Here is a 25,251-nt window from a genome sequence, read left to right as displayed (position 1 = left end):
TGAGCCGTGCGGGTGCCCGCGAAGGTGCCGGTGAAGCTGCGGAGCGGCCCCAGAGGTGAGGCGGCTGGTCCGGGGCGACAAAAGCGCCGGTCCGGCCGCCCGTGAAGGCGGCAGCGGGACCGGCGCTGTCGGGTCGCTACTTCGAGCCGGAGGCGGCCTTCTTGCCGAAACGGGCCTCGAAGCGGGCCACGCGGCCTCCGGTGTCGAGGATCTTCTGCTTGCCCGTGTAGAACGGGTGGCACTCGGAGCAGACGTCGGCGCGGATCGCGCCTTCCGACACCGTGCTACGGGTGGTGAACGAGGCTCCGCAGGTGCAGCTGACCTGCGTCTCGTAGTACTGGGGGTGAATCTCGCGCTTCAAGGTGTCTCCTAGGTTCGGGAGGGCGCCGGGTCGCGAAGCGGATTGCCTCACGTGAACCGGGACCGACGGACCAGTCTGCCACTTCTGGCCGTACCCCCCAAAACCGGGGTCCGCGGTGCTTTATTCCAGCCACGCGGCTGGGGGCCTGTCGTCCGGATCTTGCCGGGTCTGCGACGCCGGGACAGCCCTCACTCGACGACGCGGCCGATGTCGCTCTCCTCGCCCGCCGTGTTCCGGGAGGCCGACTTCGGTATCGGCCGGTCCTTCTTGAGCGCCGCCCACACCTGGGCGCTCTGCCGCTCGACCGGGAGCACCCGGTTCGGGTTCTGCGGGTCGTAGCGCACCGGCATCGTCACCATGCGGATCTCGTCGGCCTTGATGCCCTTCATCGTCTTCACCATCTCGGTGAGGTCCCCGACGGAGTCCAGCTCGGAGTCGGTGGTCAGCGCGGAGGTCGCGGTGTCGGCGAGGTCGAAGAGCTTCTTCGGGCTGCCGAACAGTCCGATGCTGTCGACCTGCTCCATCAGCGCGCGGATGAACGCCTGCTGGAGCTGGATACGGCCCAGGTCGCTGCCGTCGCCGACGCTGTGGCGGGTCCGGACGAGCCCCAGTGACCGCTCCCCGTCGAGCCGGTGCGTGCCCGGCCTCAAATTCAGGTGGCTGTCCCGGTCCCTGATCGGTTTGTTGACGGTCACCTCCACGCCACCGAGGGTGTCGATGAGGCTCTTGAAGCCCGAGAAGTCAACCTCCAGGTAGTGGTCCATCCGTACGTCGGTCATCTTCTCGACGGTCTTCACGGCGCAGACAGGGCCGCCGACCTGGTACGACTCGTTGAACATCGACTCGCGGGCGGGCGGCGCTGTACCGCCGTCGTGCTTCTGGCAGCTGGGCCGCCGCACGATCGTGTCCCGCGGTATCGACACCACGCTCGCCCGCTCGTGCGCCTCGTCGACATGCACGATCATCGCGGTGTCGGAGCGGGCGGTGCCGTCGTCGCCGCCGTACTCGCCCCCTGCCCCGGCGCGGGAGTCGGAACCCATCAGCAGAATGTCCATCGATCCGTTCGCGGCGTCCTCGGGCCGGTCCGAGCCGAGCGCGCCGTTGATGTCGATGCCCGAGATGTTGCCGTTGAGCTTGTAGTAGACGAAGCCCAGCCCCGCACCGCCGAGCAGCACCACGCCCGTCAGCGTCCAGGCGGTGGCCAGCAAGGCCCGCCTGCGCCCGGAGCGCCGGCCGCGAGGGGGCTCCGTGGGGCGCACGCCCCAGGAGCTGCCCGCGGCCGCCTCCGGCCCGCCAGTGGTGTCCTCGTCCGCCATCGCCTCTGCTCTCCCCTTCCGGCTCGGGTCCCCGTGCTCCTGTCCTGCGGAACGGTCGCACAGCGCGTGAACGGGGTCCGGGGAACCGCGGGCCGCCGACGCGCCTGCGTTATTCCCCTTCTACCTGCGACGACGCCGTCGCGCGCGACGAGCACGGGTCCCCGGATGGCCGTACGGGGCGTGGCGGGGCACTCAGGCAAACGGGCGCATGGCGAGGGCCGCCCCACCGTGTGTGGTGGAGCGGCCCTCGCCATGCATCCATTCGGGTGACTTCACCCGGACGGCACGGTCCCGCACAGCTTCGGAACGCTGTGCGGACTCCGTCCGCCAGACGTCAGTCGCCGCCGTTGCCCGGTGTGGGGGTCGTCTTCTGGATCTGAAGCAGGAACTCCGCGTTCGACTTCGTCTGCTTCATCTTGTCCAGCAGCAGCTCGACCGCCTGCTGCTGGTCCAGCGCGTGCAGCACCCTGCGGAGCTTCCAGACGACGCCGAGCTCGTCAGCGCCCATCAGGATCTCCTCCTTACGGGTGCCGGACGCGTCGACGTCCACCGCCGGGAAGATCCGCTTGTCCGAGAGCTTCCGGTCGAGCTTGAGCTCCATGTTGCCGGTGCCCTTGAACTCCTCGAAGATCACCTCGTCCATGCGGGAGCCGGTCTCGACCATCGCGGTGGCGACGATCGTGAGCGAGCCGCCGTCCTCGATGTTGCGCGCGGCGCCGAAGAACTTCTTCGGCGGGTAGAGCGCGGTCGAGTCGACACCGCCGGAGAGGATCCGGCCCGACGCGGGAGCGGCGAGGTTGTACGCGCGCCCCAGCCGGGTGATCGAGTCCAGCAGCACGACCACGTCGTGGCCCAGCTCGACCAGCCGCTTCGCCCGCTCGATGGCCAGCTCCGCGACGGTCGTGTGGTCCTCGGCCGGGCGGTCGAAGGTCGAGGAGATGACCTCGCCCTTGACCGACCGGGTCATGTCGGTGACCTCTTCCGGACGCTCGTCGACGAGGACGACCATCAGGTGGCACTCGGGGTTGTTCGTGGTGATCGCGTTGGCGATCGCCTGCATGATCATGGTCTTGCCGGTCTTCGGCGGGGCCACGATCAGGCCGCGCTGCCCCTTGCCGATCGGCGACACCATGTCGATGATCCGGGTCGTCAGCTGACCCGGGTCCGTCTCCAGGCGCAGCCGCTCCTGCGGGTACAGAGGGGTGAGCTTGGTGAACTCGGGACGGGACTTGCCGCCGTCGGGCGTCACGCCGTTCGCCGAGTCCAGCCGGACGAGCGCGTTGAACTTCTCGCGCCGCTCGCCCTCACGCGGCTGGCGCACGGCGCCCGTGATGTGGTCGCCCTTGCGCAGGCCGTTCTTACGGACCTGGGCGAGCGAGACGTACACGTCGTTCGGGCCCGGCAGGTAGCCGGAGGTGCGCACGAAGGCGTAGTTGTCGAGGATGTCGAGGATGCCCGCGACGGGGATCAGCACATCGTCGTCCGCCACCTGCGGCTCGCTCGCGCCGGTGAACTCGTCACGGCCACGGCGGCCACGCCTGTCGCGGTAGCGCCCACGCCGGCCACGGCGGCCGCCGTCGAAGTCGTCGTCCTGCTGGCGGTTGTCGTCACGACGGCTCTCGTCGCGCCGGTTGCCGCCCCCGCCACCGCCGCCGGTCTGCTGTTGCTGCTGCTGACCGCCGCCGTCGGCGCTCTTGTTGCGGCCCCGGTCGCGATCGCGGTCACGGTCTCTGTCGCGCTGACGGTCCCGCTTGGACGGCCGGTCCTGCTGCTTGGCGTCACCGCGGCCTTCGCCTCGGCCGCCGTCACCGCGGGCACCGTCCGTCTTGGTGTCGGTGTCCTTCGACTCCTGGCGGGCCGTGTCCTGCTTGCCCTCAGCCGCGTCGGCGGCGGCCTCCGCCTTGGCGTCGTTCCTGGTGCGGCGCGTACGCCGCTCGTCCGCCGGCTGGCCGGGAATGTCGATCTGCTGCTGAGCCGTCGTGGCCTGCTCCGTCTCATCCGCGGCGGGCTCACCCGTACGGGACTTCGATGTCGTACGGCGCTTCGGCTTGGACTCGGCCGCACCGGCCGTGTCCGTCGCGTTCCCCGATTTCGCCGTGCTTGCTGTGCCGCTGCTGTTCGCTGTTTCCGCGGGGGCGGCCTTGGCCTTCTTGCCCTCGCCGGCGGGGGCGGAGCCCGCAGTCGAAGCTGCGCCTGCGCCCGCCTGCTTCTCCTTGATGACCTCGATCAGCTGGCTCTTGCGCATCCGCGCGGTGCCCTTGATTCCGAGGCCGGAGGCAACCTGCTGGAGCTCGGCCAGGACCATGGCCTCGAGGCCGGTGCCCGAGCGCCGACGCTTGGGGGCAGCAGGAGCATCCGTGGCGGACGCTTCGGCAGCAGCGCTGTCGGGGTTCACGCCCATCAGATCGGTGGTGTCGCTCACGAAGGGTCCTTCCCTGGAGCGGGCGTCGGCCTGTCTGGCTCGGCGACCGGTCGTGCTGTCCGGCTGCGGTCCCTCTGCTGTGGACCGGGCCGGGGCGGTGGTCCCGCCTCTGCGTATGTGCGTATGGCGGAGAAATCAGATACGTCATCGTGCTGTTCGGCGTGATTCAGTGACATGTGTCCATCACACCGATTCCGGAGCGTGCACGGCACTGCTCGGCGGGCTGCTCAGGCAGTGTGGGAGGCTCCCGGAAGAAGGGGTGGTCCCTGACAGGGACACCAAGCACAGCACTCTACGGGCCTTAGGTACGACCCAGGGGACTGCGAGTGCAGACTTGAGGTTAACACTACCGGATACGGTACACATTCCCCCTCTCGAAGACCGGCAATCAGCTGTCACGGAGACGCGCCGCCCGCGTCGCCCGGATCGTCCGCGTCCCCCCGGGTGAGGGGTAGTACGCAGGCCCCCGGGCCGTCGAGCGTCAGTCGGTTGGCTGTCCAGTGCTCCCCCGCCAATCGTGCGATCTTGTCCGCCGCGTCGCCCTCGGCCAGCGCGAGAACAGTCGGCCCCGCCCCCGAGATGACCGCAGGGACGCCGTCCGAGCGCAGCCGGTTGACCAGCGCCACGCTCTCCTCCATTGCGGGGGCCCGGTACTCCTGGTGCAGCCGGTCCTCCGTAGCGGGCAGCAGCAGCTCGGGACGCCTGGTGAGCGCCTCCACGAGCAGGGCGGCACGCCCCGCGTTCGCCGCCGCGTCCACATGGGGAACAGTACGCGGCAGTAGGCCCCTTGCCGTCTCCGTGAGCAGCGGTTTCGCCGGAACGAAGACCACCGGGACGATGGATTCGGCCGGTGTCATACGAATCGCCCGGGCCGCCCCGCCCTCCATCCAGGCCAGCGTGAATCCGCCGAGCAGACACGCCGCCACGTTGTCCGGATGGCCCTCGATCTCGGTCGCGAGTTCGAGCAGTGCCGCGTCGTCCAGCCGGGCCTCGCCGCCCGTGGTCACCGCGCGGGCGGCCATGATGCCCGCGCAGATCGCGGCCGAGGAGGAGCCGAGGCCCCGGCCGTGCGGGATGCGGTTCGCGCAGACCACCTCGAGGCCGCGCGGCTGGCCGCCGAGCAGGTCGAACGCCGTACGGAGCGACCGTACGAGCAGGTGGTCCTCGTCGCGCGGGAGGGTGTCGGCGCCCTCGCCCGCGAGGTCGATATGCAGACCGGACTCGGCGACCCGGACGACCACATCGTCATAGAGCCCCAGCGCCAGACCCAGGGCGTCGAAACCTGGGCCCAGATTCGCACTGGTGGCGGGGACGCGCACCCTGACAGCGGCTGCGCGGAACGCGGGACCGGCCATCTTGCGATGACTCTCCTCATCGGACTACGGATTGCTTGCAGAGACTCCCCAGCGGACCGCGGTAGCCATACCGGACCGGTCGCTGACCCGACGCAGTGTCGTACGTGCGTAGGACCGGGGTGAATACAAGCCTATCCAAGGAAGGTTGCCTGGCGACACAGGGCGCACGGGAGGCGCATGATGCGTTTTGCAGCAAGTCCGTGCGCTCAGCTTGCTACGGGGCGGGCGGACCCGGTCGTCACGCCCTGCCGGGCCGTTGCGCCGGGCGGTTGTGCCTGGCTGTGGTGCCGGGCGGTTGCCGGGCGGTTGCGCCGGGCCGGAGGTGTGTCACGCCCCCGGGCGGGGCGTCAGGCCAGGCCGAGCCGCTCCGCCGCGGCGTCCGCGTCGACCGGCACGGTCACCGGCTGCGGTGCGCCCGCGACTGCCCAGTCCGGGTCCTTGAGGCCGTTTCCCGTCACCGTGCAGACGATGCGCTGGCCCGGATCGACCTTGCCCTGCTCGACTGCCTGCAGCAGCCCGGCCACGGACGCGGCGGAGGCGGGCTCCGCGAAGACACCCTCCTCTGCGGCCAACAGGCGGTAGGCCCGCAGAATCTGACGGTCGGTCACCGAGTCGATGAAACCCTCCGACTCGTCGCGTGCCTGCTCGGCCAGCGACCAGGACGCAGGGTTGCCGATGCGAATCGCGGTCGCGATCGTGCTCGGGTCCCGCACGGGCGCACCGTGCACGAGGGGCGCTGCGCCGGACGCCTGGAAACCCCACATCCGAGGGGTCCGGGTGGCCCGTGCGGAGGCGCCGTCGGCGTATTCGCCGTAGCCCTTCCAGTAGGCGGTGATGTTGCCCGCGTTGCCGACCGGGAGGACGTGGATGTCGGGTGCGTCGCCCAGCATGTCCACGATCTCGAAGGCAGCTGTCTTCTGCCCCTCGATACGGGCCGGGTTCACCGAATTCACCAGTGCGACCGGGTACTTCTCAGACAGGCCGCGCGCCAGCGTCAGGCAGTCGTCGAAGTTGCCCTCCACCTGGAGGATCTTCGCGCCGTGCACCAGGGCCTGGCCCATCTTGCCGAGCGCGATCTTGCCCTGCGGCACCAGAACGGCGCACACCATGCCCGCCCGGACGGCGTACGCGGCAGCCGAGGCGCTCGTGTTGCCCGTGGAGGCGCAGATGACCGCCTGAGCACCGGCGGCCTTGGCCTCGGTGATCGCCATGGTCATGCCGCGGTCCTTGAACGAACCGGTGGGGTTCGCCCCCTCGACCTTCAGATGCACGTCGCAGCCGGTGCGCTCGGAGAGCACCCGGGCGGGCACCAGCGGGGTGCCGCCCTCACGGAGGCTGACCACCTCGATGTCCGGCTTCACGAAGAGGCGGTCCCGGTACTCCTCGATGATCCCGCGCCACTGCCGGGAGGTGCCGGAGCGCGCGTCGCCGCCCGGGCCTCCCGCAGCCCCACCAGGCTCGACAGACCCGCCCTGCTCCGGATTCGTGGACATTCGTTCCATGATGCTCATCGTTTCCCTTACTCCCCTTCGACCCGCATGATGCTCGCGACGCCGCGTACGGTATCCAGCTTGCGCAACGCCTCGACGGTCGCGGTCAGCGCCGCGTCCGGAGCACGGTGGGTGACGACCACCAGCCAGGCGTCGCCGTCCTTGCCCTGCTGGCGGACGGTGTCGATGGAGACGCCGTGCTCGGCGAAGATCGTGGCGACCTGTGCCAGCACACCGGGCTTGTCGGCGACATCCAGACTGATGTGGTAGCGGGTGACCACCTCTCCCATCGGCGAAACCGCCAGTTGGGCGTACGCCGACTCGCCTGGCCCCCGGGCCCCGTTCACCTTGTTGCGGCAGGCCGCGACGAGGTCGCCCAGGACGGCGGAGGCGGTGGGCGCACCGCCCGCGCCGGGGCCGTAGAACATCAACTGCCCGGCCGCCTCCGCCTCCACGAAGACCGCGTTGTATGCCTCGTGCACCGAGGCGAGCGGGTGGCTCAGCGGGATCATCGCCGGGTGGACGCGCGCCGTGACGGAGCGCCCGTCCGCCGACCGCTCGCAGATGGCCAGCAGTTTGACCGTACAGCCCATCCGCCTGGCGGACGCGATGTCGGCGGCGCTGACATCCGTCAGACCCTCGCGGTGCACGTCGTCCAGCCGCACGCGGGTGTGGAAGGCGATCCCGGCCAGGATCGCGGCCTTGGCGGCGGCGTCGAAGCCCTCGACGTCGGCGGTGGGGTCGGCCTCGGCGTAACCGAGGGCGGTGGCCTCCTCCAGCGCCTCGTTGTAGCCGGCGCCGCTGGTGGTCATCCGGTCGAGGATGAAGTTGGTGGTGCCGTTGACGATGCCCAGCACCCGGTTGACCTTGTCCCCCGCCAGCGATTCGCGCAGCGGGCGCACCAGCGGGATCGCGGCGGCGACGGCGGCCTCGAAGTAGAGGTCGGCGCCGTGTTTCTCGGCCGTCTCATGGAGCGTGGAGCCGTCCTCCGCGAGGAGCGCCTTGTTCGCCGTCACGACGCTGGCGCCGTGCTCGAAGGCGGTCGTGATCAGCGTGCGGGCGGGTTCGATGCCCCCGATCACCTCCACCACGACGTCGATGTCGTCACGCTGGACGAGGCCGACGGCGTCGGTGGTCACCAAGGCCGGATCGATCCCCTCCCGGACCCGGCCGGGGCGGCGCACTGCCACCCCGGCCAGTTCGAGCGGGGCACCGATGCGGGCGGCGAGGTCGTCCGCGTGCGTCGACATGATGCGTACCACCTCTGAGCCGACGACCCCACAGCCCAGCAGCGCCACCTTCAGCGGACGCGTACGCATCATTCGACCTCACTCACTTGTCAATCGTGTGGACTCAGTCTCACGCACCAACCGGGAGATTCCACGTCCGGTTCAGTATGTGGGACACATATCTCGCTGGGCGACATCCGTCTCCCAGGCCCGCCCGGCTCACCCGGCTACCCCACGTCGAGACTCATCAGGTCCGCCTCCGTCTCGCGCCGTACGATCACCCGCGCCTCGCCGTCCCGGACCGCCACCACCGGCGGGCGCAGCGCGTGGTTGTAGTTGCTGGCCATCGAGCGGCAGTAGGCGCCGGTGGCGGGCACCGCGATCAGGTCGCCGGGCGCCAGGTCGGCGGGCATGAAGGCGTCCCGCACGACGATGTCGCCGCTCTCGCAGTGCTTGCCGACCACGCGCGTGAGCATCGGCCCGGCGTCGGAGGCACGGGAGACCAGCGAGACGGTGTACTGGGCGTCGTAGAGCGCGGTGCGGATGTTGTCGGACATGCCGCCGTCCACGCTGACGTACGTACGCAGCCCCTCGAGCGGCTTGACGGTGCCCACCTCGTACAGCGTGAACGCGGTCGGCCCCGCGATGGCCCGGCCCGGCTCGACGGACAGGCGGGGCACCGCCAGCCCGGCACCCTCGCACTCGCGCGTGACGATGGCGCCCAGAGCCTTGGCGATCTCCTGCGGCTCACGCGGATCGTCCTCCGGCGTGTACGCGATGCCCAGCCCGCCACCGAGGTCGATCTCCGGCAGCTCCACGCCGTGCTCGTCCCGTACCTGCCGGAGCAGCTCGACGACGCGGTGCGCGGCGACCTCGAAGCCGGAGGTGTCGAAGATCTGCGAACCGATGTGCGAGTGGATGCCGACCAGCTCCAGGCTCTCCAGCTGGAGCACCCGGCGCACGGCCTCGGCGGCCTGTCCGTCGGCGAGCGCGATGCCGAACTTCTGGTCCTCGTGCGCGGTGGCGATGAACTCGTGGGTGTGCGCCTCGACACCGACGGTCACCCGGATCTGGACGGGCTGCCGCCTGCCGAGCCGGTCCGCGATGTGAGCGACACGGACGATCTCCTGGAAGGAGTCCAGCACGATCCGCCCGACGCCCGCCTCGATCGCCCGCCGGATCTCCTCCGTCGACTTGTTGTTCCCGTGCAGCGCGATGCGCTCGGCGGGCATCCCGGCGGCGAGCGCGGTGGTCAGCTCGCCCTGCGAGCAGACGTCGAGATTCAGCCCCTCCTCGTACAGCCAGCGCACGACGGCACGGGAGAGGAACGCCTTCCCGGCGTAGAACACGTCCGCCTCGTCACCGAACGCGTCCCGCCAGGCCCGGCAGCGGGCCCGGAAATCGCTCTCGTCGAGGAAATAGGCGGGCGTGCCGAACTCCTCGGCCAGCTGCCGCACGTCGAGACCGCCGACGGTGACGGCGCCCTGCGGCGTACGGCTGACGGTGCGGGCCCAGACGCGGGAATCGAGGGCATTGAGATCGGAGGGCGGCGCGGAGTAGTGCCCCTCGGGCATTACATCGGCGTGACGGGGGCCGGCGGGGTGTGCGGAACGGCTCATGGTTCTTCTCTGATCCCCTCAGAGGTGTGCGGGTGCGGTAACGCCGAGCTGGGTGAGGCCACCGGCAAGCACCGTCCCGACGGCCTCGGCGAGGGCCAGTCGGCAGCGGTGGGCGGCCTTGGGTTTCCGGTCCCCCTGGGGGAGGGGCGGACAGGCGTCGTGGACGTCGAAGAAGGCGTCGGCGACGGCTGTCAGATGGCGTGCGTGGGCGCCGGGGGGCACCGCCGTGGCGCGGGCGACCCGGTCATGGTCGGCGAGCAGTGCGAGCAGCGCGCGCTCCGCCGGATGGTCGTAGGCGTAGCCGCCGTGGGGCCCGCCGTGGGGGCCACTGCCCCTCTGATGCACCGGCTCCACGCCCAGCGCGGCACCGTTGCGCAGCAGGGCGCGGGCGCGGGCATGGGCGTACTGCACCCGGAACAAAGGATTGGCGTGCGTCCGTACCAGCAGGTCAGCCGGGGTGGTTGCGGTGGCCGTGGTGGCCGTGGTTGCGGCAGCCCAGCGGGCGGCATCCTCCGCCGGACTGTCGTCCTCATCCTCCACCGGACTGGCGTCATCGCGAGCTTCCGCCTCCGGACTGCCGATGCCCTTCCGGGCCCGCGCCCCCTCCCGCACGAGCGCCGTCACCAGCTCCGCTCGGCCGACGCCGTTCAGCGTCACGTTGACGAACCCCGGCCCGGTGATCTCCACCCGGCCGATGCCACGCTCCCGCCCCAGCCGCACGGCCAGCGGTCCGGCGAAGCCGCGCCCCCGCCGCCCCAGCCGCAGCAGGACACCCGTCGCGTAATCCCCACTCCCCCGGCGCGGCGGCGATTCGACAACCACCCGCTCGGGAAGATCCACAGGCCACCCGGCGTCGTCGGCGACACCGTGCAGCGAAAGCAGCACGGTGCGGGAGAGCTGGGCGGGCGTCACAGTGCAAGGGTATGGGAGAAGGGGAGGGGTGGCGCGAACGGGTTTCCACCCGCACCGAAGCGGTCAGCCCAGCGGCCGTACGGCGGACCCCGAACCGCCGCCCTGCCTGCCGTCCCCCGGCAGCCCGTCACCCGCCATGCCGCCGCCCGCCATGCCGTCCTCCGACAGGCCTGGCAACTCTGACAGCTCGGGCACCCCCGCCAGGGAGGGCGCACCCCTCTGCGCACCGCGCGCCAGCCGCCGCACCATCCGCACCAGCGCCGCGGGCTCGAACGGCTTCGCCAGCACGGCGTCCACCCCCGACGACCGCTCCACCCCGATCTCCGCCCGCGTGCACGCGCTCACGATCGCGACCCTGATGTGCCGCGTACGGGGGTCGGCACGCAGCCGCTCAGCCGTACGCAGACCGTCGAGGCGGGGCATCACCACATCCAGCGTGATCACGTCGGGCCGGATCCGGTGCACGATCTCCAGGCACTCGGCACCATCGTCCGCGGTCACGACCTCGAAGCCCTCCAGCTCGAGATTGACCTTGATCAGCTGCCGGATGACCTTGTTGTCATCGACAACAAGCACCCGTCCGTACCCACCCTGCACACCACGAAGCCTAGGCGCGCACCGCCGCCCGCGTCCGGGATTTCCCCATTTCCGCCCCGCCCGGCGCACCGCCCCGACCGGTCGACGCAACACCCACGGAACCGCCCCGGAACCGTCCACTCCATCGACCGATCCACAACCCGCCCCCACCGGAAACCCGTTCCGGCGTACCCCGTCCGAGCTGGTAGGGTTCTACCCGTCGCCCACAGAACGCGACACGCCCCCGTAGCTCAGGGGATAGAGCAACGGCCTCCGGAGCCGTGTGCGCAGGTTCGAATCCTGCCGGGGGCACTCGCCGTTCATCAGCACAGATCATGCGCTGACCAGGGCGGATGCCGACAGAAAGAGCGGGAGTCAGTCTCACTGACTCCCGCTCTTTCTCACTGTCGCTCACTGTTCGCGACCCATACGCGACCCACCTCCTACGCGGTGTCGCCCTCTTCCTCCAGGGACTTCGCGATCTTCGCGTTGGCCGCTTCCTCGTGGCCGTCGACGCATCCGTGGTAGCGCCGGTGGATCACCTCCGGGGAGTTGCCGACGCGCCGCGCTACCTCAGCGATGGGCACCCCCGCGTTCAGCCACCGTGTGATGCAGGTGTGGCGCAGGTCGTACGGCCGACCGGCGAGCGGAGACTTCACCCGATCCGGTGGCAGGGCCAGCAACCGAGCTTCCTCCCAGACGCGCCAGTACGTCGACGTGCCGACCAGGTCGCCGCGCTCGTTGGTGAACAGCCGTCCGTCATCGGCCGTGCCGTGCAGGCGGATGTGCTCCCGCAGGATCGCCACGAGTACGGGCGGAATCGGGACCGGCCGGTCTACGGTCGCTTCCCGCGCCTTGAGGCCACGGCGGTCGTGACGCTCACCGGAGTCCGTCCACTGCTTCCCGGAGACCGGCCGTGTCTCCCGCAGCGTGAGCGTGCCCCAACGGGGCACCTGGCCATCTTCCGGGGGCGCGGGTAGGTCGCAGTCCGACAGTCGAAGTCCGACCGCCTCAGCGGGCCTCAACGCGGCGTAGTACATGACCGCGTAGAACGCCGTCAGACGGCGCCCGCGCTTCCGGTGCCACGATCCGACGTACGCCACGGCGGTGAGCAACTGGCGCCCCTGTACGGCGTTCACGAGGACGCGCGGGTCTACGGTGCCGCTGGAGGCCAGCCGCTTCATGCGGGCGCGCTGAAGCGGGTTCTCGGTGAGGACTCCGGTGTCCACCGCGTGTTCCAGCGCGGTGTTCAGCGCCCGGCGGCGGCGCCGGAAGGTATCGCCCGCGGCTGGTACTCCGTCCAGCCGGAAGCTCAGCCGGTACTGCACGTCTCGGAAGACCTCCGGCTTGTGGAGGTCGGTCACCGGACGGTCTGACGTGCTGAGCCAGTCATACGCCGTCTTGAGTTCGGCCGGCGGATCGGCCCCCTTGTTCGCGGGCACGACCGCCCACCGCAGCGCGAGCCGTAGTTCCTCATCCGTGGGCATGTCGTCCGCGCGCGTCACCATGGCCAGCGCGACGGCCGCGAGACTGTCCGCCATGCCCTCACGCGACTTCGCCGCGCTGGTCTGCCACCGTCCGGCCACGTAGTCCCGGCAGAACTCGAACCACCGGACCGGCGCTTTGGCCGCCGCCGCTTCCTCCGCCGCGCGCACCTCGGATTCCGGCTGGCCGCTGTCGACACGGAAGGCTTCGCCGCGCCTCATCGCCTGCCACAGTTCCGACCGGCGACTCTCGGCAAGCGCCGAAGTCGCGAACGGGGCACTGTGCACGCGGCCACCGACCACCCAACGCAGCCGATACGGACTGGCCTTCCTGTCCCTCCGGGTCACCTTCCACAACTTGACATCCAAGGAGTACCCAGCACGGGCCGACCCCCGCGCACGGGAGTCGACCCCCTCCGTGCCGCTCACGCGCACTCCTCCAACTCTGCGAGCCACCGATCGAATTCGGACCGGCGGATGCGCACGGCACCGTTCGGCAGCTTGATCGAGCGCGGCCCCTTGCCCGTCTGGCGCCAGCGGTAGAACGTCGACTGCGGGACACCCAGCAGCGCGCGCACCTGCGCGACGGACAGCAGATCGTCTGTGGTCGGTGCTTTCATGAGGTCTCCCCCGAGTCGTCAACGAACTCCGGCTCACTCGCGTACGGACCCCAGTGGTCGACCCGTCCGGGGTTCGGGACGGGGCACAGCGGGGTGCCGTCGGTGTGGGACCAGTCGGGCCGGGGAGTGAGGACTGCCCGCCACACCTTCGGGGGCCGGGGAGCGGCCCGGTCGTGGCACTCTCGGCACACGGGAACGGTCGACCGCTCGCGGTCGGCGCCGCGCGAACCGGTCGGCATGCCGGGTGCGCGTTGGGCCTGCTCAGACCCCGACCGGTTGGCCAACCAGTCGGCCGACCGGCGGGTGTACGCGCTCACGCGGCACCGCCTCGGTTCAGGCGCTCGTGGGCCACCGCGTGCGGGTCCTCGGGCGGGGTGATGCCCACCGCGTGCTCACCCGAGAAGAGGCAGACCAGCAGCGGGAGCGACCCCCTGGCCGCCGAGCGGTTCACGGCCACGCGGTAGCACCAGCGGCGCCGCTTGCGATCCGGCATCGCCGCCAGGTAGTCGGCCGACTGCTTCGCGCCCGGCACCGGACGGCAACCGAACTCGTCATACGCCGACTCCCCCAGCTCGACCATCCGGTTGGCACCCAGACGGGACACCCCTTCGGCCAGGTGGCTGTTCACCTCAGCGGCGCCGCGTACGGAGCTGAAGCCGGGGCGCACCTCGATGTCGGAGGCGTACAGCGCCGCCGCCACCTGCTCCTGGCGCAGCGGCACCGACGCGGCCCCTTCGTACCAGTACGCCCTGCACAGCCGGTACGCCCACGACCACGCACGCTGAGCCCGCTGGTCCTCCATCGGCAGGGCGGTCAGCCTGGCCAGCCGCGCCTCCAGACCGGCCGCGTCACAGCGGTGCAGACCCCAGCGCACCGCGTCCATCAAGTCCTCGTATCCGGGCATCTCCGGCACCCGCTCAAGCTCCGCGCACAGCACGGCGGCCACCTGCTCCCGAGTCAGCTCCACCGAACCGACCGGCACGCGAGGAAACTCCTCACCCGCACGCCGCCGCTCCACCAACGGCACACTCGTGACCTGCGGCTCTGTCCGTTCCACGACAGTTCCAGGCATCATGAAGACACCCCTTCTGTGGGTATGGGGAGCGGCGGACTTCTTGGCGGGAGACGCCGCTCCCTGCTGCGTTAGGCACAGGTGTGCCCTTGGCGACCGTTGCTGGTTGTTGCTTTGCAACGACAGCTCTAGAGTGTTCTAGAGCGGATATGGTCGTCAAGTACCGTGCTGAAGCGCTTTAGAGCGGAGTGGAAAATGCCTGGTGAAACGGCGTTGCCGCCTTACCGGCGGATCGCAGCAAGGATCAAGAGCCAGATTGAACGCGGCGAGCTGAGGCCCGGAGATCGCATCCCGTCGGTTCGGGAGATCGAGCGCACGGAGAACGTCTCAACAGCGACGGCGACCCGCGTGGCAGCGGTCCTTCGCCAAGAGGGATACGCGGACTCGATTCCCGGCGTGGGAACGATCGTCTCCCACCCGAAACCGCAGACCACGGGCCCCGACCGTCTCACCATGCTTCGTGCAGGCGGAGACGGCTTCCAGGCTGGTGAGAGCGTCGAGGTGTTGATGTCCGAGTTGGTCCCGGCTCCCGACTCGGTGGCCTTGGCGCTGGACATCGAGGTAGGGGCCGACGTGGTGCAGCGTCAGCGCGTCTACCGGGATGGCCGGGGCGTAGTGACGGTCTCTACCTCGTGGCTGCCCGGTGAATTCGCCGAATCGGCGCCGGAGCTCTTGAGCACGGGGCCGTTGCCGAAGATGACTTTCGGCCTGGTCGAAGAACGTACGGGACGGCGTGCCTCGAAGCGTCGCGATGTGGTTGCCATGCGGCCCATCCCTGATGACCTGGCCGAACTGCTCCAGGTTCCCGCTGCATCCCTCGGGCTGACCATGACGAACACGTACTGGGACCAGCACGGCAGGGTGACTGAGCATGCCGTCGACTTCCTTGGGTCGGGGCGAGAGCTCTCCGCTGAGTACGTGCTCGACTGAACAGCCAAACAGCAAGAAGGACCGCCCTTCGGGCGGACGATTCTCGGGCGCCCAGGGCGGGGAGCTCCCGCACGGCTGGTCGGCGGGTGCGGGCCGCTCCCCCCACTAAGAGCGCTTTTCAGGCGGGGAGGTTACGGGGTGTGCCCGTCTCCCCCCCCTCCCTCCAAGTCCGCTACATCCGCTACACCGCTACGCCGCAGGTCATAGGTGCAGTTTCTGTAGCGGATGGCTGTGGTGTAGCGGCTAGGTCCGCTACACCAGACTCCTCGCTCACGGAACGCGACCGACACAGCCTCTTAAGAGGGCTGGTGCGGCGTAGCGGTCGCTGGTGGGTGTGTTGGTGATGCCTTCCAAGGGGGGGCAGGGCGGGCGGTCATGCCGTCTCCCGAGGCCGAGCTTCGCGGATAGAGCGGATCGCATCGCGGCACTTGGCAGAGCCCCCCTTGGAAGGCAGCTTCCTGGGGAGCGAGCCAGGTTCAACCCGCGCAGATGATGACCGTGTGTACCCAGGGAGGCGGGAGGGGGGTCCGCACGAGAGGCCGATTCCGGCTTCTGACGCTGATCCACAAGCCGCCTCCCTGGCCTCCCTACCTCCCTGACGTGCGTGTTTCCGCAGATCAGGGAGGGTGTGGGGCATCAGGGAGGCGGTTAGGGAGAACTCCCTGCCTCCCCCGGCGCCTCCCTGCACTCTGTGTGGCTGTCGCGCTAGCATCCTGCCCGGTGTCAGCCGACGGCTCGCAGGCCCCTGATCTCCTCCTCTTAAGAGGCTGTGTCGGTCGCGTTCCGTGAGCGAGGAGTCTGGTGTAGCGGACCTAGCCGCTACACCACAGCCATCCGCTACAGAAACTGCACCTATGACCTGCGGCGTAGCGGTGTAGCGGATGTAGCGGACTTGGAGGGAGGGGGGGGAGACGGGCACACCCCGTAACCTCCCCGCCTGAAAAGCGCTCTTAGTGGGGGGGAGCGGCCCGCACCCGCCGACCAGCCGTGCGGGAGCTCCCCGCCCTGGGCGCCCGAGAATCGTCCGCCCGAAGGGCGGTCCTTCTTGCTGTTCACCCTGACCCGCACACAACACCCGGCGCCGCACCGCCCCCCTTACCCCCGCTACCCCGCTGCTCAGGCCCTTTACCTCCCCCCTCTACCCCGGTAGAGGCCCCCCGCTACCCGGCGGCCACGGGTCGCCCCGCACCGACCAACCGGGCGGAGTGCGGGAGGTAGAGGGGAGGGGGCTCTACCTCCCGCACTCCGGGCCCGCGAGCGACGCCATCCGGGCTCTCCCGACCCACCCGCGACCCACTGACGGCCCGGTCTCCCCTGTCGACTCCTTCCGGTGCAGGTCAGGAGCCGTGCGAGGGGTGAACGTTGAATTCACTCCGGAGCCGTGTGCGCAGGTTCGAATCCTGCCGGGGGCACCTCGCAGTAGGTGCCGAAACGCCCCGCCACCAGGGAAACCCTGGAACGCGGGGCGTTTGTGCGTGCGCAGCCGGAGGCAGCGCGAAGCGGCTGTTTGTCGGTGGTCGCGGCGTATTTGTGGCGGGGATCTTGTCCCCGTTTCCGCAGGTCAGAACCGGCAGCAGCAAGGCCCCGGCAGAGTGATCCACCGAGGCCCGAACCTACCTGCTGTCGTGTTCGTCAGCCGCCGCCGAGCAGCTTCTCAATCCGTCGGTTGGCGATCCCCTGTCTGCCGTCGAGGCATTTCGCGTAGCGAGCCAACAGGACCTCGACGGTGTTGCCCGCGCGCTCGGCAACCTCCGTGGGGTCGACTCCGGCGTTGAGCCACGTCGACAGGGCGCGGAGTGCCGCAGGTCGTAGGGGTGATCTGCGAGCGGGCCATTGACAAGCTCTGGAGGGAGCCCGCAACTCGCGAGCCTCTGCCCACACCCGGGAGTAGGTGGTTGAACCCACCAGTCCGCCGCGCTCGTTGAAGAAGATCCTTCCGTCATCGGCCACGCCGAACGTGTCGAGGCTGTAAAGCAGCAGCGACACGAGGGTCGGTGAGTTTGTGAGGAGGGATGATGACGACAGGGACAGCGCCGAAGGACGAGTTGGACGCCGCGGCTGCGGCCGGGGTGAACGGACCGGAGGGCGACTTCTTCACGGCGTCGAAGGACGGTGACCTGGCGGGAGTCGGGAACCTGCAGAAGATGATGCTCCTGAGTCTCAGCAGCACGCTGGTCAGCTGCGCCGGAGGTGCAGCGGCTGCTGGCGGCGTGCAACGACTCCCTGGCGCGCGACGGCTATGAGCTCGCGCAGGCCGCCACCATCAGCGGCTGTCCGGTGTGTGCAGGAGAGCCGCGTCGGCGTGCCATCAGGGAGCTGTCGCCCCCAGCGCCGAGAACAATCAGCCGAGAACAATCAGGGGTGCTGCTGGAAGAGTGATGCCTGACTGAGCGGGCTGTCGGTGCCGGAGAAGATCACGCCTGGGGCGGACGGGGCCTGGTTGAGGACCCACAGGCCGATCAGCGTGGCCGCGGCGAAGACGATGGCGATCAGCACCGCGAGGACGAGCCGCCGCCGGCGTTCGCGGCGCAGCCACTCGCCGCGTGCCGTGCGATAGGCGTCGGGTGCGGCCTGGACGCCGTCGGCCAGCGCCTGCAGGGCCTCGCGCAGCTCTCGCTCCGTGCGGGCCGGACTGGTGTTGTTCATCGCCGGGCCTCCATCGCCTGGGTCAGCGCGGTGGTGCCGCGTGACGTGTGTGTCTTTACCGAACCGCAGGAGATGCCCATCGCGGCGGCGATCTCACTCTCCTTCAGTCCGAGCCAGTGCCGCAGCACGAGCGCCTCGCGCTGGCGTGGTGGCAGTTGCTGGAGCGCGCCGATCAGGACCCGCTGGTCCTCGCGCAGCAGCGCGGTGCTCTCGGCTGACGCGACGGTCTCGTCCGGCGGGGTCTCCACGTGCTTGCGGGCGACCTGGAGGTGACGTATCCGCATACGGGTCAGGTTGCACACGGTGGAGCGAAGATATGCCTCAGCGGCCTCGACGTCCCGCAGGCGCCGCCACCTGCGGTAGATCTGGTAGTACGCCTCGGCCACCACGTTCTCCGGGTCGTCCGCGCCGAGCAGGACGGCGAGGCGCAGCATCGAGGAGTAGTGCAGCTCGAAGAGCCGGGCGAGGCCGGCCTCGCGTTCCAGGTCGTCCGGATCTGTCGGCGCGGGCACGAGGGGCTCGGCCGACTGTGCGGCGGACGGTTTCCGCAGGGGAGTTGTGTGTTTGCGTATCACGGGCGGTCTCCCCCTGTCTCCGGGCGCCACCTGACGGTCAGGCGTGACGGCAGGTCGGTCAGATCGGCGCCGCGTGTGACGCCGAGGCGTTCGAGGGCCACGGTCCCGGCCACAGCGACGGTCAGGTTGAGCAGCAGGGCGGCAAGCCCCGCGTAGATCTCCAGCGATCCGGAGCCCAGCGGTACGAAGCCCAGCGGTACGAGGGGGGAGAACCCTTCGCGCACGACCATGAAAGTCCCGGCGACCATGCCCACGCCCCACCCGGCGAGCAGTGCCCGCGGATGCAGCCGCCCGGTGAACAGTCCCACGGCCACCGCCGGGAAGATCTGCAGAATCCAGACCCCGCCGAGGAGCTGGAGATTGATGGCGTCCTGGTCGCGCAGGCCGAACACGAAGGCCACCGCGCCCACTTTGGCGGTGAGCGACACAGCCTTGGCGGTGCGCACCTGCCGCTTGGGCGTGGCGGTGGGGTGGACGTACTCGACGTACACGTTGCGTACGAAGCTGGTGGCGGCCGCGATCGACATCACGGCTGCCGGGACGAGCGCCCCCACGGTGATCGCGCCGAACACCAGCCCGGCCAGCGGCCCCGGCATCAGCTGGTCGACCAGCATCGGCACGGCGGACTCGGCGCCTCCCCGGGGCGCCTGCACGCCTGCCGCGAGAGCGGCGATACCGAGGAAGCCGAACAGCGCAAGGAGTCCCGTCCAGGCAGGCAGCGCCACGCATGCCTTGCGCAGGGTGCGCGGGCTGTCGGCGGCGAAGGCGGCGGTGAGCACGTGCGGGTACATCAGCAGGGCCAGCGCGGAGCCGAGGGCGAGCGTGGCGTACGCGGGCTGCTGCTGGGGGGACAGGAGCAGGGGAGAGTGGGCCACGTCCGTGCCGCCGAGCCGCCGTGCCGCGCCCTCGAACACGGCGCCGGGCCCGCCGAGCCGCTCCAGGACCAGCCAGCACACGGCGGTCAGGGAGACGAAGACCGCCACCGCTTTGAGCGCGGAGATGACGGTGGGTGCGCGCAGCCCGTGCCGGTAGGTGGCCACCGCGAGCCCCGCGAACAGCGCCACCACCACCAAGTCCCCGGCCACGCCCCGCGGGTAGACGCCGCCGGCGGTCAGCACCGCGCGTATGCCGAGCAGCTGCAGCGCCAGATACGGCATGGTCGCCAGGATGCCGGTCAGCGCGACCACCAGGGCCAGCGGCGGCGACCCGTAGCGTCCGCGCACGAAGTCGGCGACGGTGACGTAGCCGTGCCGGCGGGCCACGGTCCACAGGCGGCTCAGCAGGACGAAGGCGATCGGGCAGACGATCACCGTGTACGGCACCGCGAAGAAGGCGACGGCGCCGTTGCCGTAAGCCAGTCCCGGTACGGCGGCGAAGGTGTAGGCGGTGAAGATCGTGCCGCCGAGCAGCAGCCAGGTCCAGACGGGGCCAAGGCTGCGGTCGGCCAGCGCCCAGCCCTCCAGCGAGGGCAGCTTGTCGCTGGGGTGCAGGCGGCGCGCGGTCATGGCGAGCAGCGACGCTCCGCCTATTACGGCGAGGAACGTCGCGATCATGGCGCCGTCGGCCATCGGTCACCGTCCTTGGTGTGCCTGTGCCCCCGCAGAAGAGTTGCGCTGGGGCCTGTCCGGAGGACAAAACACCCGGGGGAAATCTCGTGGACATTCGCTGTCAACCGGTTCAGGCGTGTGGGCAACTCTTGCACAGACCGACATTGAGCGGGAGAGGAGCGCAGGTCATGGGACGGAGGGGTCATCACCGGCTACGGCGCGTCGCGATCGCCGTGCTGCTTCTCATGCCCGCCGCCGGCCTGCTGTGGGTCCCCTGGTACGCCGGTGCGAGCCCGATGCTCGCCGGAACGCCGTTCTTCTACTGGTACCAGCTCGCCTGGGTGCCGGGGTGCGGCCTCTGCCTGCTCGCCGCGTATGCGCTGACGGACCGGGATCGTCGCCGCTGATCCCTTACTGGTCCACGTTCACTTCTTGTCACACCGCCCCCGGTGAGGAGTCGCCGTCCCTGCGTCAGTCATGCCCGAGTCCGCTCCGCCGAGCCCAGAAGGGCCGCCGTCGCCGCGGTCCGGCCTGGGGTCGTGGCAGCCCTCGGCTCGTACGCGATCGCCTACCGATTCTCGCCCTCGACGTCGGCGCCCTTGGCCGCGTGTGCAGCCAACTCCGCGCGCCTCACGAAGCCGTCCAAGAACACCTTCGAGGTCAGAAAACGGGACCAGGATCTGGTCGAGATCACGGCAGGGGGCGCGATCGCCCTGACGCGGCCTGGCTACTCCCAAGAGAACCGCAGCCGAAGAGATCGCCAGCTCGGCGCCCGTCACGGGCCAGCAGGTAGTGCTGAATCATCCGGAAACTCAGGAAGAGGAGGGTCCGAGCTGGTCGGCCAGCGCGGCAAGCGCCTCCGTGCCTACGAGATCCCCCGGCAGCAGCGGCACGTCGAGCAGCGGTACGTCCGGGATCTGCTGCCGCAGCCGGACGAGGTGCTCGTCCTCCTGCCCCCGGCGCCGGGCGAGCAGCTCACCGGCGTCCGCCGGGGAACGGCGGTTGGCGACGAGTGCGGCCACGTCGACGCCAAGGCCGGTGAGCTTCTCGTACACCTCCATGGTCTCGGCGATCGGGAGCAGCTCGGCGGTCAGCACGACCACGAACCTGGTCTGCGCCGGGTCCGCCACCACCTCGCGCAGCCGGGAGAAGCGGTTGCGCCGGCGTACGAGGATCCGGCGCAGCTCGGCGTCGCGGTCGGTCTCCTCGTCACCGCCGAGACCGCGCAACGCGGCGCCGAACCGCTCGGACCGGTCACGGTTGGCGAGCAGGGTCTCGGTCCAGGCGGTGAGCTGCTCGGGCAGCGCAAGCAGCCGCAGTGTGTGGCCGGACGGGGCGGTGTCGAAGACGACCAGGTCGTACGCCTCCTCTCCGAGCTCCACCGCCTCGGCGATCCGCTCCAGCACCGCCGACTCGTGGGTGCCGGGCGCCTGCCGGGCCAGCTCCAGGTGCCGGGTGGCCGGTGCGTGCATCCGCTCGGGGAGCAGCCGCCGCATCGTCCCGGCGACCACGGACAGGTGCTGCTCGACCGTGCGCTCCGGGTCGATCTCCAGTCCGTCGACGTAACCCGCCGTCCCGGCCCCCGCCCCGGGGGCTAGGTCCCCGGGGCCGGCGAGGCGCACGGGCTCGTCGCCCACGGCGCGGTCCCAGAGGTGGCCGAGGTTGTGGGCGGGATCGGTGGAAACCAGCAGCACGCGGGCGCCCGCCCTGGCACGGCCGAGGGCGAGCGCCGCGGCGATGGACGTCTTGCCGACCCCGCCCTTGCCGCCGACGAAGACGACCCTGCGCGAGGTGATGAGGTCTAGCAGCATCCGACATGCTCCAGTGGCGAGTGGTCCATGCCCATCCGTAGGTGCCAGGCGTGGAAGTCCTCGTAGAGGGCGGGCATCAGCTCGACGGTGTAGTACGCCGCCGGGTCGGGCACGCCCAGTGCCTCCGCGAGGACGACCATCCGGAAGAGGTCGTCCTCCTCACGCCGGGCGCGGGCGAAGGTACGCCGGTAGGGGCCGGCGTAGAACTCCTCCAGCCCGGCCCGGAGCGAGGCCCAGCGGGATGTCACCCCTTCAGCTCGGCTTTCTCCGTCACGTCGGCGTCAAGGGCCTCCGGCGGCTCCTGGGACGCCCGCCGCATCGCGACGACCGCCTCGAAGGCGACCCACACGGCGGCGATGATGATGACGACGTCGATGGCCAGCAGCAGCCAGTCCCGGGCGTCGTAGAGGTCGCCGAGCTGCGCGAGCGCGGCCCAGAACGCCATCACGAACACGAACACGAGCGGCACCAGCACAGGCGCCGGGTTGCGCCGCTTGCGGATCAGCATGACCGCGACGATGGACAGGGTCAGGGCGGCCAGCAGCTGGTTGCTGGTGCCGAACAGCGGCCAGATGCGGAGGCCGCCGGCGCCGTCGGCGCCCTGGCTGAAGGTGAGCGCCATACCGGCGGCGACCGCAATGAGGGTGCCGACACCATTGTTGATCTTCACCTTTGCGGCCTCACCGGCCTCCTGCACGACGAAGCGCAGCAGGCGCACGCCGGTGTCCATGGTGGTAGCGGCGAACAGGACCGCCATGGTGGCCAGGACCGTCGAGCTCAGCGAGGGCGACAGGCCCAGGCCGCTGTTGATGATCTCGCCACCGCCCGCGACGAACGCCCCGACACCGCCCTCGCCGAAGGCGCTGTAGACGGCCTCCCAGTCGGCCAGGGTGCGGAAGCCCGCGACGGCGGCGATGATCGCGCCGAGCGCGAGCATGCCCTCGCCGACCGCGCCGAAGTAGCCGACGAAGCGGGCGTCGGTCTCCTTGTCCAGCTGCTTCGAGGTGGTGCCCGAGGAGACCATGCCGTGGAAGCCGGAGATCGCGCCGCACGCGATGGTGACGAAGAGCAGAGGCACGAGGTCCGGGGTGCCCGCGGGCACGGCGTCGTTGATGGCCGGGGCGACGATCTTCGGGGCGCTCAGCAGCACCGAGACGAACAGGATGCCGAGCCCGACGAAGAGCTGGACGCCGTTGATGTAGTCACGCGGCTGGAGCAGCACCCACACGGGCACCAGGGAGGCTATACCGGCGTAGACGAAGAGGGCGATGATCCAGAAGGTCGCCGGGGGCATGCCCAGGATCGGGTCGGGCAGCTCCACCGGGACGGCGTCACCGAGGAGGATCAGGCCGTAGAGCGCCGCGACGCCGACCACCGTGACCAGGCCGAGGCTCATCTTGTAGCGGTAGACCGCCTGGCCTACCAGCAGCGCCACCACGACCGCGCCCCAGGCGGGGATGACCGCCGAGGGGGTGGAGATCAGCAGGTTCTTGATGACCACCGCGAAGGCCGCGATCACCATCAGGAGCAGCAGGAAGATCACGACGAGGAAAAGGTTCGCGCCCCGGCGGCCGATGTAGCGGCCGGAGAGCGTGCCCATCGAGCGGCCCTTGTTGCGCACCGAGGCCCACAGGGCGCCCAGGTCGTGCATGCCCGCGAAGAGGACCGTGCCGAGCGTGACCCACAGGAACGCGGGCAGCCAGCCCCAGATCACGGCGACTGCGGGGCCGACGATCGGCGCTGCGCCCGCGACCGAAGTGAAGTGGTGACCCCACAGCACGAACTTGTTGGTCGGGACGTGGTCCACGCCGTCCTGCAGCTCGTGCGCGGGCGTCTCGAAGGACGCGTCAAGCTTGAAGACCCGGTTGCCCAGGAATTTCGAGTAAAGGACATATCCGCCCGCGAACATCGCAAGGCCGATCAATAGCAGCGGAATAGCATTCATACGACATGCCCTCTGGGTTCTGAGAGATGGAGCCGCTGCCCTGCACGAGGTGTGCACCTGGCAGGCAGACAGGGGGACGGTGGAGCGTGGACCTCCTCGACCGAGGGAGGCCGATGTCCGGTCGGGGAACCGGGCACTTACGCCCCTTTTGCATTACTTGGCGGCGTACCCGGACACGGTGTGCTGCGCCTGGGCGGCGACTGTGCCGCGACAGCGGCGGAGCTTTCCCGCCACGGCCACACGCACGTGGTCGAAGCCGTCGGTTAACGTCTGGCTCGGTGTGAGTCCGTACCCGCTGTCTGCCACTGTGCCCCCTACCTCCTGCGCGGATGCCGCGAGCCTGCCCGCCCGGCGGTTAATCAAGAGTTGCCGAGGGTCCCGATTCGGTTGACAGGAGATTGCGTCGAAGTTTCGGGCGGCGGGCCATGACTTCTCCACACCGATCGAGGTACGGCCGTGGTGAGCCGTGCGCGCAGGTTCGAATCCTGCCGGGGGGCGCAGATCAGGTGCCAAAAAGACCCTCTGATCAGGCAAGCGCCGGATCAGGGGGTCTGCTGCCCTGTGCAGCCGAGTGCCACCGAAAGCAGCCCCAGGACAGCCGCCGCGGGACATACGCGGGATCGGACATCCGTATACCAACTGGGTAGTTCATCGCTGGCTGGCCACAACGTGACGCCAGTGTCGGCCTGCAGGACACCCAGCCGCTCTGCCCGTTCAGCAGCGGCGTCCAGCGCGGCCTCCGGCCTGTCCCCGTCTGCCCCCAGTGGCGCCAGGCCGGGCGAAGGACTCTCCCGCACGCGTGTCGTCGATCCGCAGCTCGGCGGCGTCCTCGCCGGTGCCCGATCCGGCGTCCGGGCTGCGGCCCGTCACCGGCCGCAGGACGTCCTCCTGCAGATCAGCCAGGTAGATCAGCGCATTGCCGAGGCCCGCGCGGGCTGCCTGTTCACGCACCAGGCTCGGCAGCTGTTCCAGGGACAGGCCATGGCCGGCATCGAGCAACCCGGTGAACATGCGATCGGTGTCAGTCACGGCCCTCACCGGTCATCTCTGCTCTTCCTTCCCCGCGGCACGTACGTGCGCCGGTGGGGTGGTGTGGTGCCGGGCGCCGCAGGCCCGAGAAGACCGCCCGGACAGGGCTAGGCGGAGGCGGCGGCCACGAGGAACGGAATGGCGAGGAGGAAGCGGTCGGCCTCGGCGCGTCGGCGCTGCTCGGCGAGCCACTCGTCGGCCTGGTCACGGCTGACGGCGCCGCTCGTGCAGGCCGGCTCGGCGAGCCTGGTGAGCAGCGGCAGCATCGCGGGGTCGGTGAACACGCTGGTGTGCGCCTCGACGGTGACGTCG

Annotated in this window: 23 protein-coding genes, 1 tRNA gene and 2 pseudogenes; 4 read left to right on the top strand and 22 right to left on the bottom strand. The window is 70.1% G+C overall.

Annotated features, from left to right (window positions below; all coding sequences use genetic code 11):
- Positions 1-136 precede the first annotated feature (136 nt).
- The 9 genes from rpmE to LHJ74_RS21145 all read right to left on the bottom strand — a co-directional run bounded on the left by rpmE (position 137) and on the right by LHJ74_RS21145 (position 11,280).
- Positions 137-361 carry a 50S ribosomal protein L31 gene (gene rpmE / locus LHJ74_RS21185; protein ID WP_260219704.1) on the bottom strand — a complete coding sequence of 75 codons (225 nt, stop codon included), beginning with the start codon at positions 359-361 and terminating at the stop codon, positions 137-139.
- A gap of 188 nt (positions 362-549) precedes the next feature.
- A complete protein-coding gene (locus tag LHJ74_RS21180) occupies positions 550-1,677 on the bottom strand; it encodes an LCP family protein (RefSeq protein ID WP_260219703.1) in 1,128 nt (375 codons plus the stop codon).
- A gap of 334 nt (positions 1,678-2,011) precedes the next feature.
- Complete coding sequence (gene rho / locus LHJ74_RS21175; RefSeq protein ID WP_260219702.1) at positions 2,012-4,099, bottom strand: transcription termination factor Rho; 2,088 nt, start codon at positions 4,097-4,099, stop codon at positions 2,012-2,014.
- 395 nt (positions 4,100-4,494) lie between these two features.
- Complete coding sequence (gene thrB, locus LHJ74_RS21170) at positions 4,495-5,454, bottom strand: homoserine kinase (RefSeq protein ID WP_260219701.1); 960 nt, start codon at positions 5,452-5,454, stop codon at positions 4,495-4,497.
- Between the two features lie 347 nt (positions 5,455-5,801).
- Complete coding sequence (gene thrC, locus LHJ74_RS21165) at positions 5,802-6,956, bottom strand: threonine synthase (protein WP_260219700.1); 1,155 nt, start codon at positions 6,954-6,956, stop codon at positions 5,802-5,804.
- Positions 6,957-6,973: 17 nt separating this feature from the next.
- The gene (locus LHJ74_RS21160) at positions 6,974-8,266 is read right to left on the bottom strand and encodes a homoserine dehydrogenase (RefSeq protein WP_260219699.1); all 1,293 of its coding nucleotides are present in this window, start codon (positions 8,264-8,266) and stop codon (positions 6,974-6,976) included.
- A 134-nt stretch (positions 8,267-8,400) separates the two neighbouring features.
- Positions 8,401-9,792, bottom strand: coding sequence for a diaminopimelate decarboxylase (gene lysA, locus LHJ74_RS21155; RefSeq protein WP_260219698.1), 1,392 nt, complete (start codon positions 9,790-9,792; stop codon positions 8,401-8,403).
- 18 nt (positions 9,793-9,810) lie between these two features.
- Positions 9,811-10,704 (bottom strand): DALR anticodon-binding domain-containing protein, encoded by an 894-nt coding sequence (locus LHJ74_RS21150; protein ID WP_260219697.1) that lies wholly within the window; start codon positions 10,702-10,704, stop codon positions 9,811-9,813.
- A gap of 63 nt (positions 10,705-10,767) precedes the next feature.
- Positions 10,768-11,280 (bottom strand): response regulator, encoded by a 513-nt coding sequence (locus tag LHJ74_RS21145; protein ID WP_375546791.1) that lies wholly within the window; start codon positions 11,278-11,280, stop codon positions 10,768-10,770.
- A gap of 240 nt (positions 11,281-11,520) precedes the next feature.
- Here LHJ74_RS21145 and LHJ74_RS21140 point away from each other — a divergent pair.
- Positions 11,521-11,592, top strand: a tRNA-Arg gene (locus tag LHJ74_RS21140).
- A 131-nt stretch (positions 11,593-11,723) separates the two neighbouring features.
- Here LHJ74_RS21140 and LHJ74_RS21135 read toward each other — a convergent pair.
- From LHJ74_RS21135 to LHJ74_RS21120, 4 genes are all read right to left on the bottom strand, one after another.
- Complete coding sequence (locus tag LHJ74_RS21135; protein WP_260219695.1) at positions 11,724-12,986, bottom strand: tyrosine-type recombinase/integrase; 1,263 nt, start codon at positions 12,984-12,986, stop codon at positions 11,724-11,726.
- A 203-nt stretch (positions 12,987-13,189) separates the two neighbouring features.
- A complete protein-coding gene (locus LHJ74_RS21130) occupies positions 13,190-13,384 on the bottom strand; it encodes a helix-turn-helix transcriptional regulator (protein WP_260219694.1) in 195 nt (64 codons plus the stop codon).
- Positions 13,381-13,701: a hypothetical protein gene (locus LHJ74_RS21125; RefSeq protein ID WP_260219693.1), complete on the bottom strand. Its 321-nt coding sequence runs from the start codon at positions 13,699-13,701 to the stop codon at positions 13,381-13,383. Before LHJ74_RS21125 ends, LHJ74_RS21130 begins: the two co-directional genes overlap by 4 nt.
- On the bottom strand, positions 13,698-14,459 hold the full coding sequence (locus tag LHJ74_RS21120; protein ID WP_260219692.1) for a hypothetical protein: 762 nt from the start codon (positions 14,457-14,459) through the stop codon (positions 13,698-13,700). Before LHJ74_RS21120 ends, LHJ74_RS21125 begins: the two co-directional genes overlap by 4 nt.
- A gap of 192 nt (positions 14,460-14,651) precedes the next feature.
- Here LHJ74_RS21120 and LHJ74_RS21115 point away from each other — a divergent pair, with 192 nt between their 5' ends.
- On the top strand, positions 14,652-15,386 hold the full coding sequence (locus tag LHJ74_RS21115) for a GntR family transcriptional regulator (RefSeq protein ID WP_260219691.1): 735 nt from the start codon (positions 14,652-14,654) through the stop codon (positions 15,384-15,386).
- Between the two features lie 1,632 nt (positions 15,387-17,018).
- On the opposite strand, the pseudogene LHJ74_RS21110 reads toward LHJ74_RS21115, so the two are convergent.
- A pseudogene (locus tag LHJ74_RS21110) lies at positions 17,019-17,381 on the bottom strand (tyrosine-type recombinase/integrase); the annotation flags it as partial.
- 20 nt (positions 17,382-17,401) lie between these two features.
- On the opposite strand from LHJ74_RS21110, the gene LHJ74_RS21105 reads away from it, so the two are divergent.
- Positions 17,402-17,629, top strand: coding sequence for a hypothetical protein (locus tag LHJ74_RS21105; RefSeq protein ID WP_260219690.1), 228 nt, complete (start codon positions 17,402-17,404; stop codon positions 17,627-17,629).
- A gap of 112 nt (positions 17,630-17,741) precedes the next feature.
- Here the strand turns inward: LHJ74_RS21105 and LHJ74_RS21100 are convergent, their stop codons facing one another.
- Genes LHJ74_RS21100 through LHJ74_RS21090 form a run of 3 tightly spaced genes read right to left on the bottom strand, consistent with a single transcriptional unit; the run spans position 17,742 to position 20,175 of the window.
- On the bottom strand, positions 17,742-18,032 hold the full coding sequence (locus LHJ74_RS21100) for a hypothetical protein (protein WP_260219689.1): 291 nt from the start codon (positions 18,030-18,032) through the stop codon (positions 17,742-17,744).
- Positions 18,029-18,583: a sigma-70 family RNA polymerase sigma factor gene (locus LHJ74_RS21095; RefSeq protein ID WP_375546801.1), complete on the bottom strand. Its 555-nt coding sequence runs from the start codon at positions 18,581-18,583 to the stop codon at positions 18,029-18,031. The genes LHJ74_RS21100 and LHJ74_RS21095 overlap by 4 nt, the downstream gene beginning before the upstream one ends.
- A 20-nt stretch (positions 18,584-18,603) precedes the next feature.
- Complete coding sequence (locus tag LHJ74_RS21090) at positions 18,604-20,175, bottom strand: sodium:solute symporter family protein (protein WP_260219687.1); 1,572 nt, start codon at positions 20,173-20,175, stop codon at positions 18,604-18,606.
- A 167-nt stretch (positions 20,176-20,342) separates the two neighbouring features.
- Between LHJ74_RS21090 and LHJ74_RS21085 the strand changes: the two genes are divergently transcribed.
- On the top strand, positions 20,343-20,561 hold the full coding sequence (locus tag LHJ74_RS21085; RefSeq protein WP_260219686.1) for a DUF3311 domain-containing protein: 219 nt from the start codon (positions 20,343-20,345) through the stop codon (positions 20,559-20,561).
- Positions 20,562-20,966: 405 nt separating this feature from the next.
- Here the strand turns inward: LHJ74_RS21085 and LHJ74_RS21080 are convergent, their stop codons facing one another.
- The 5 genes and pseudogenes from LHJ74_RS21080 to LHJ74_RS21060 form a co-directional block, all read right to left on the bottom strand.
- Positions 20,967-21,965: an ArsA family ATPase gene (locus LHJ74_RS21080; RefSeq protein WP_260219685.1), complete on the bottom strand. Its 999-nt coding sequence runs from the start codon at positions 21,963-21,965 to the stop codon at positions 20,967-20,969.
- Complete coding sequence (locus LHJ74_RS21075; RefSeq protein ID WP_260219684.1) at positions 21,956-22,213, bottom strand: cory-CC-star protein; 258 nt, start codon at positions 22,211-22,213, stop codon at positions 21,956-21,958. Before LHJ74_RS21075 ends, LHJ74_RS21080 begins: the two co-directional genes overlap by 10 nt.
- Complete coding sequence (locus LHJ74_RS21070; RefSeq protein ID WP_260219683.1) at positions 22,210-23,910, bottom strand: carbon starvation CstA family protein; 1,701 nt, start codon at positions 23,908-23,910, stop codon at positions 22,210-22,212. The genes LHJ74_RS21075 and LHJ74_RS21070 overlap by 4 nt, the downstream gene beginning before the upstream one ends.
- Before the next feature lie 714 nt (positions 23,911-24,624).
- Positions 24,625-24,939: a hypothetical protein gene (locus LHJ74_RS21065; protein ID WP_260219682.1), complete on the bottom strand. Its 315-nt coding sequence runs from the start codon at positions 24,937-24,939 to the stop codon at positions 24,625-24,627.
- 107 nt (positions 24,940-25,046) lie between these two features.
- Positions 25,047-25,251: pseudogene (locus LHJ74_RS21060) on the bottom strand (hypothetical protein); the annotation flags it as partial.

It is taken from the genome of Streptomyces gossypii (genome assembly GCF_025165795.1).
Lineage (GTDB): Bacteria > Actinomycetota > Actinomycetes > Streptomycetales > Streptomycetaceae > Streptomyces > Streptomyces gossypii.
The sequence above is the reverse complement of the archived record's forward strand: the minus strand, read 5'-3'. Positions and strand labels throughout refer to the sequence as shown.

Coding starts and splice junctions, on each gene's coding strand:
- LHJ74_RS21180 (WP_260219703.1), bottom strand. CDS start 1,677: ATGGCGGACGAGGACACCACTGGCGGGCCGGAGGCGGCCGCGGGCAGC.
- thrB (WP_260219701.1), bottom strand. CDS start 5,454: ATGGCCGGTCCCGCGTTCCGCGCAGCCGCTGTCAGGGTGCGCGTCCCC.
- thrC (WP_260219700.1), bottom strand. CDS start 6,956: ATGGAACGAATGTCCACGAATCCGGAGCAGGGCGGGTCTGTCGAGCCT.
- LHJ74_RS21160 (WP_260219699.1), bottom strand. CDS start 8,266: ATGATGCGTACGCGTCCGCTGAAGGTGGCGCTGCTGGGCTGTGGGGTC.
- lysA (WP_260219698.1), bottom strand. CDS start 9,792: ATGAGCCGTTCCGCACACCCCGCCGGCCCCCGTCACGCCGATGTAATG.
- LHJ74_RS21135 (WP_260219695.1), bottom strand. CDS start 12,986: ATGAGGCGCGGCGAAGCCTTCCGTGTCGACAGCGGCCAGCCGGAATCC.
- LHJ74_RS21130 (WP_260219694.1), bottom strand. CDS start 13,384: ATGAAAGCACCGACCACAGACGATCTGCTGTCCGTCGCGCAGGTGCGC.
- LHJ74_RS21120 (WP_260219692.1), bottom strand. CDS start 14,459: ATGATGCCTGGAACTGTCGTGGAACGGACAGAGCCGCAGGTCACGAGT.
- LHJ74_RS21115 (WP_260219691.1), top strand. CDS start 14,652: ATGCCTGGTGAAACGGCGTTGCCGCCTTACCGGCGGATCGCAGCAAGG.
- LHJ74_RS21105 (WP_260219690.1), top strand. CDS start 17,402: ATGACGACAGGGACAGCGCCGAAGGACGAGTTGGACGCCGCGGCTGCG.
- LHJ74_RS21100 (WP_260219689.1), bottom strand. CDS start 18,032: ATGAACAACACCAGTCCGGCCCGCACGGAGCGAGAGCTGCGCGAGGCC.
- LHJ74_RS21090 (WP_260219687.1), bottom strand. CDS start 20,175: ATGGCCGACGGCGCCATGATCGCGACGTTCCTCGCCGTAATAGGCGGA.
- LHJ74_RS21085 (WP_260219686.1), top strand. CDS start 20,343: ATGGGACGGAGGGGTCATCACCGGCTACGGCGCGTCGCGATCGCCGTG.
- LHJ74_RS21080 (WP_260219685.1), bottom strand. CDS start 21,965: ATGCTGCTAGACCTCATCACCTCGCGCAGGGTCGTCTTCGTCGGCGGC.
- LHJ74_RS21070 (WP_260219683.1), bottom strand. CDS start 23,910: ATGAATGCTATTCCGCTGCTATTGATCGGCCTTGCGATGTTCGCGGGC.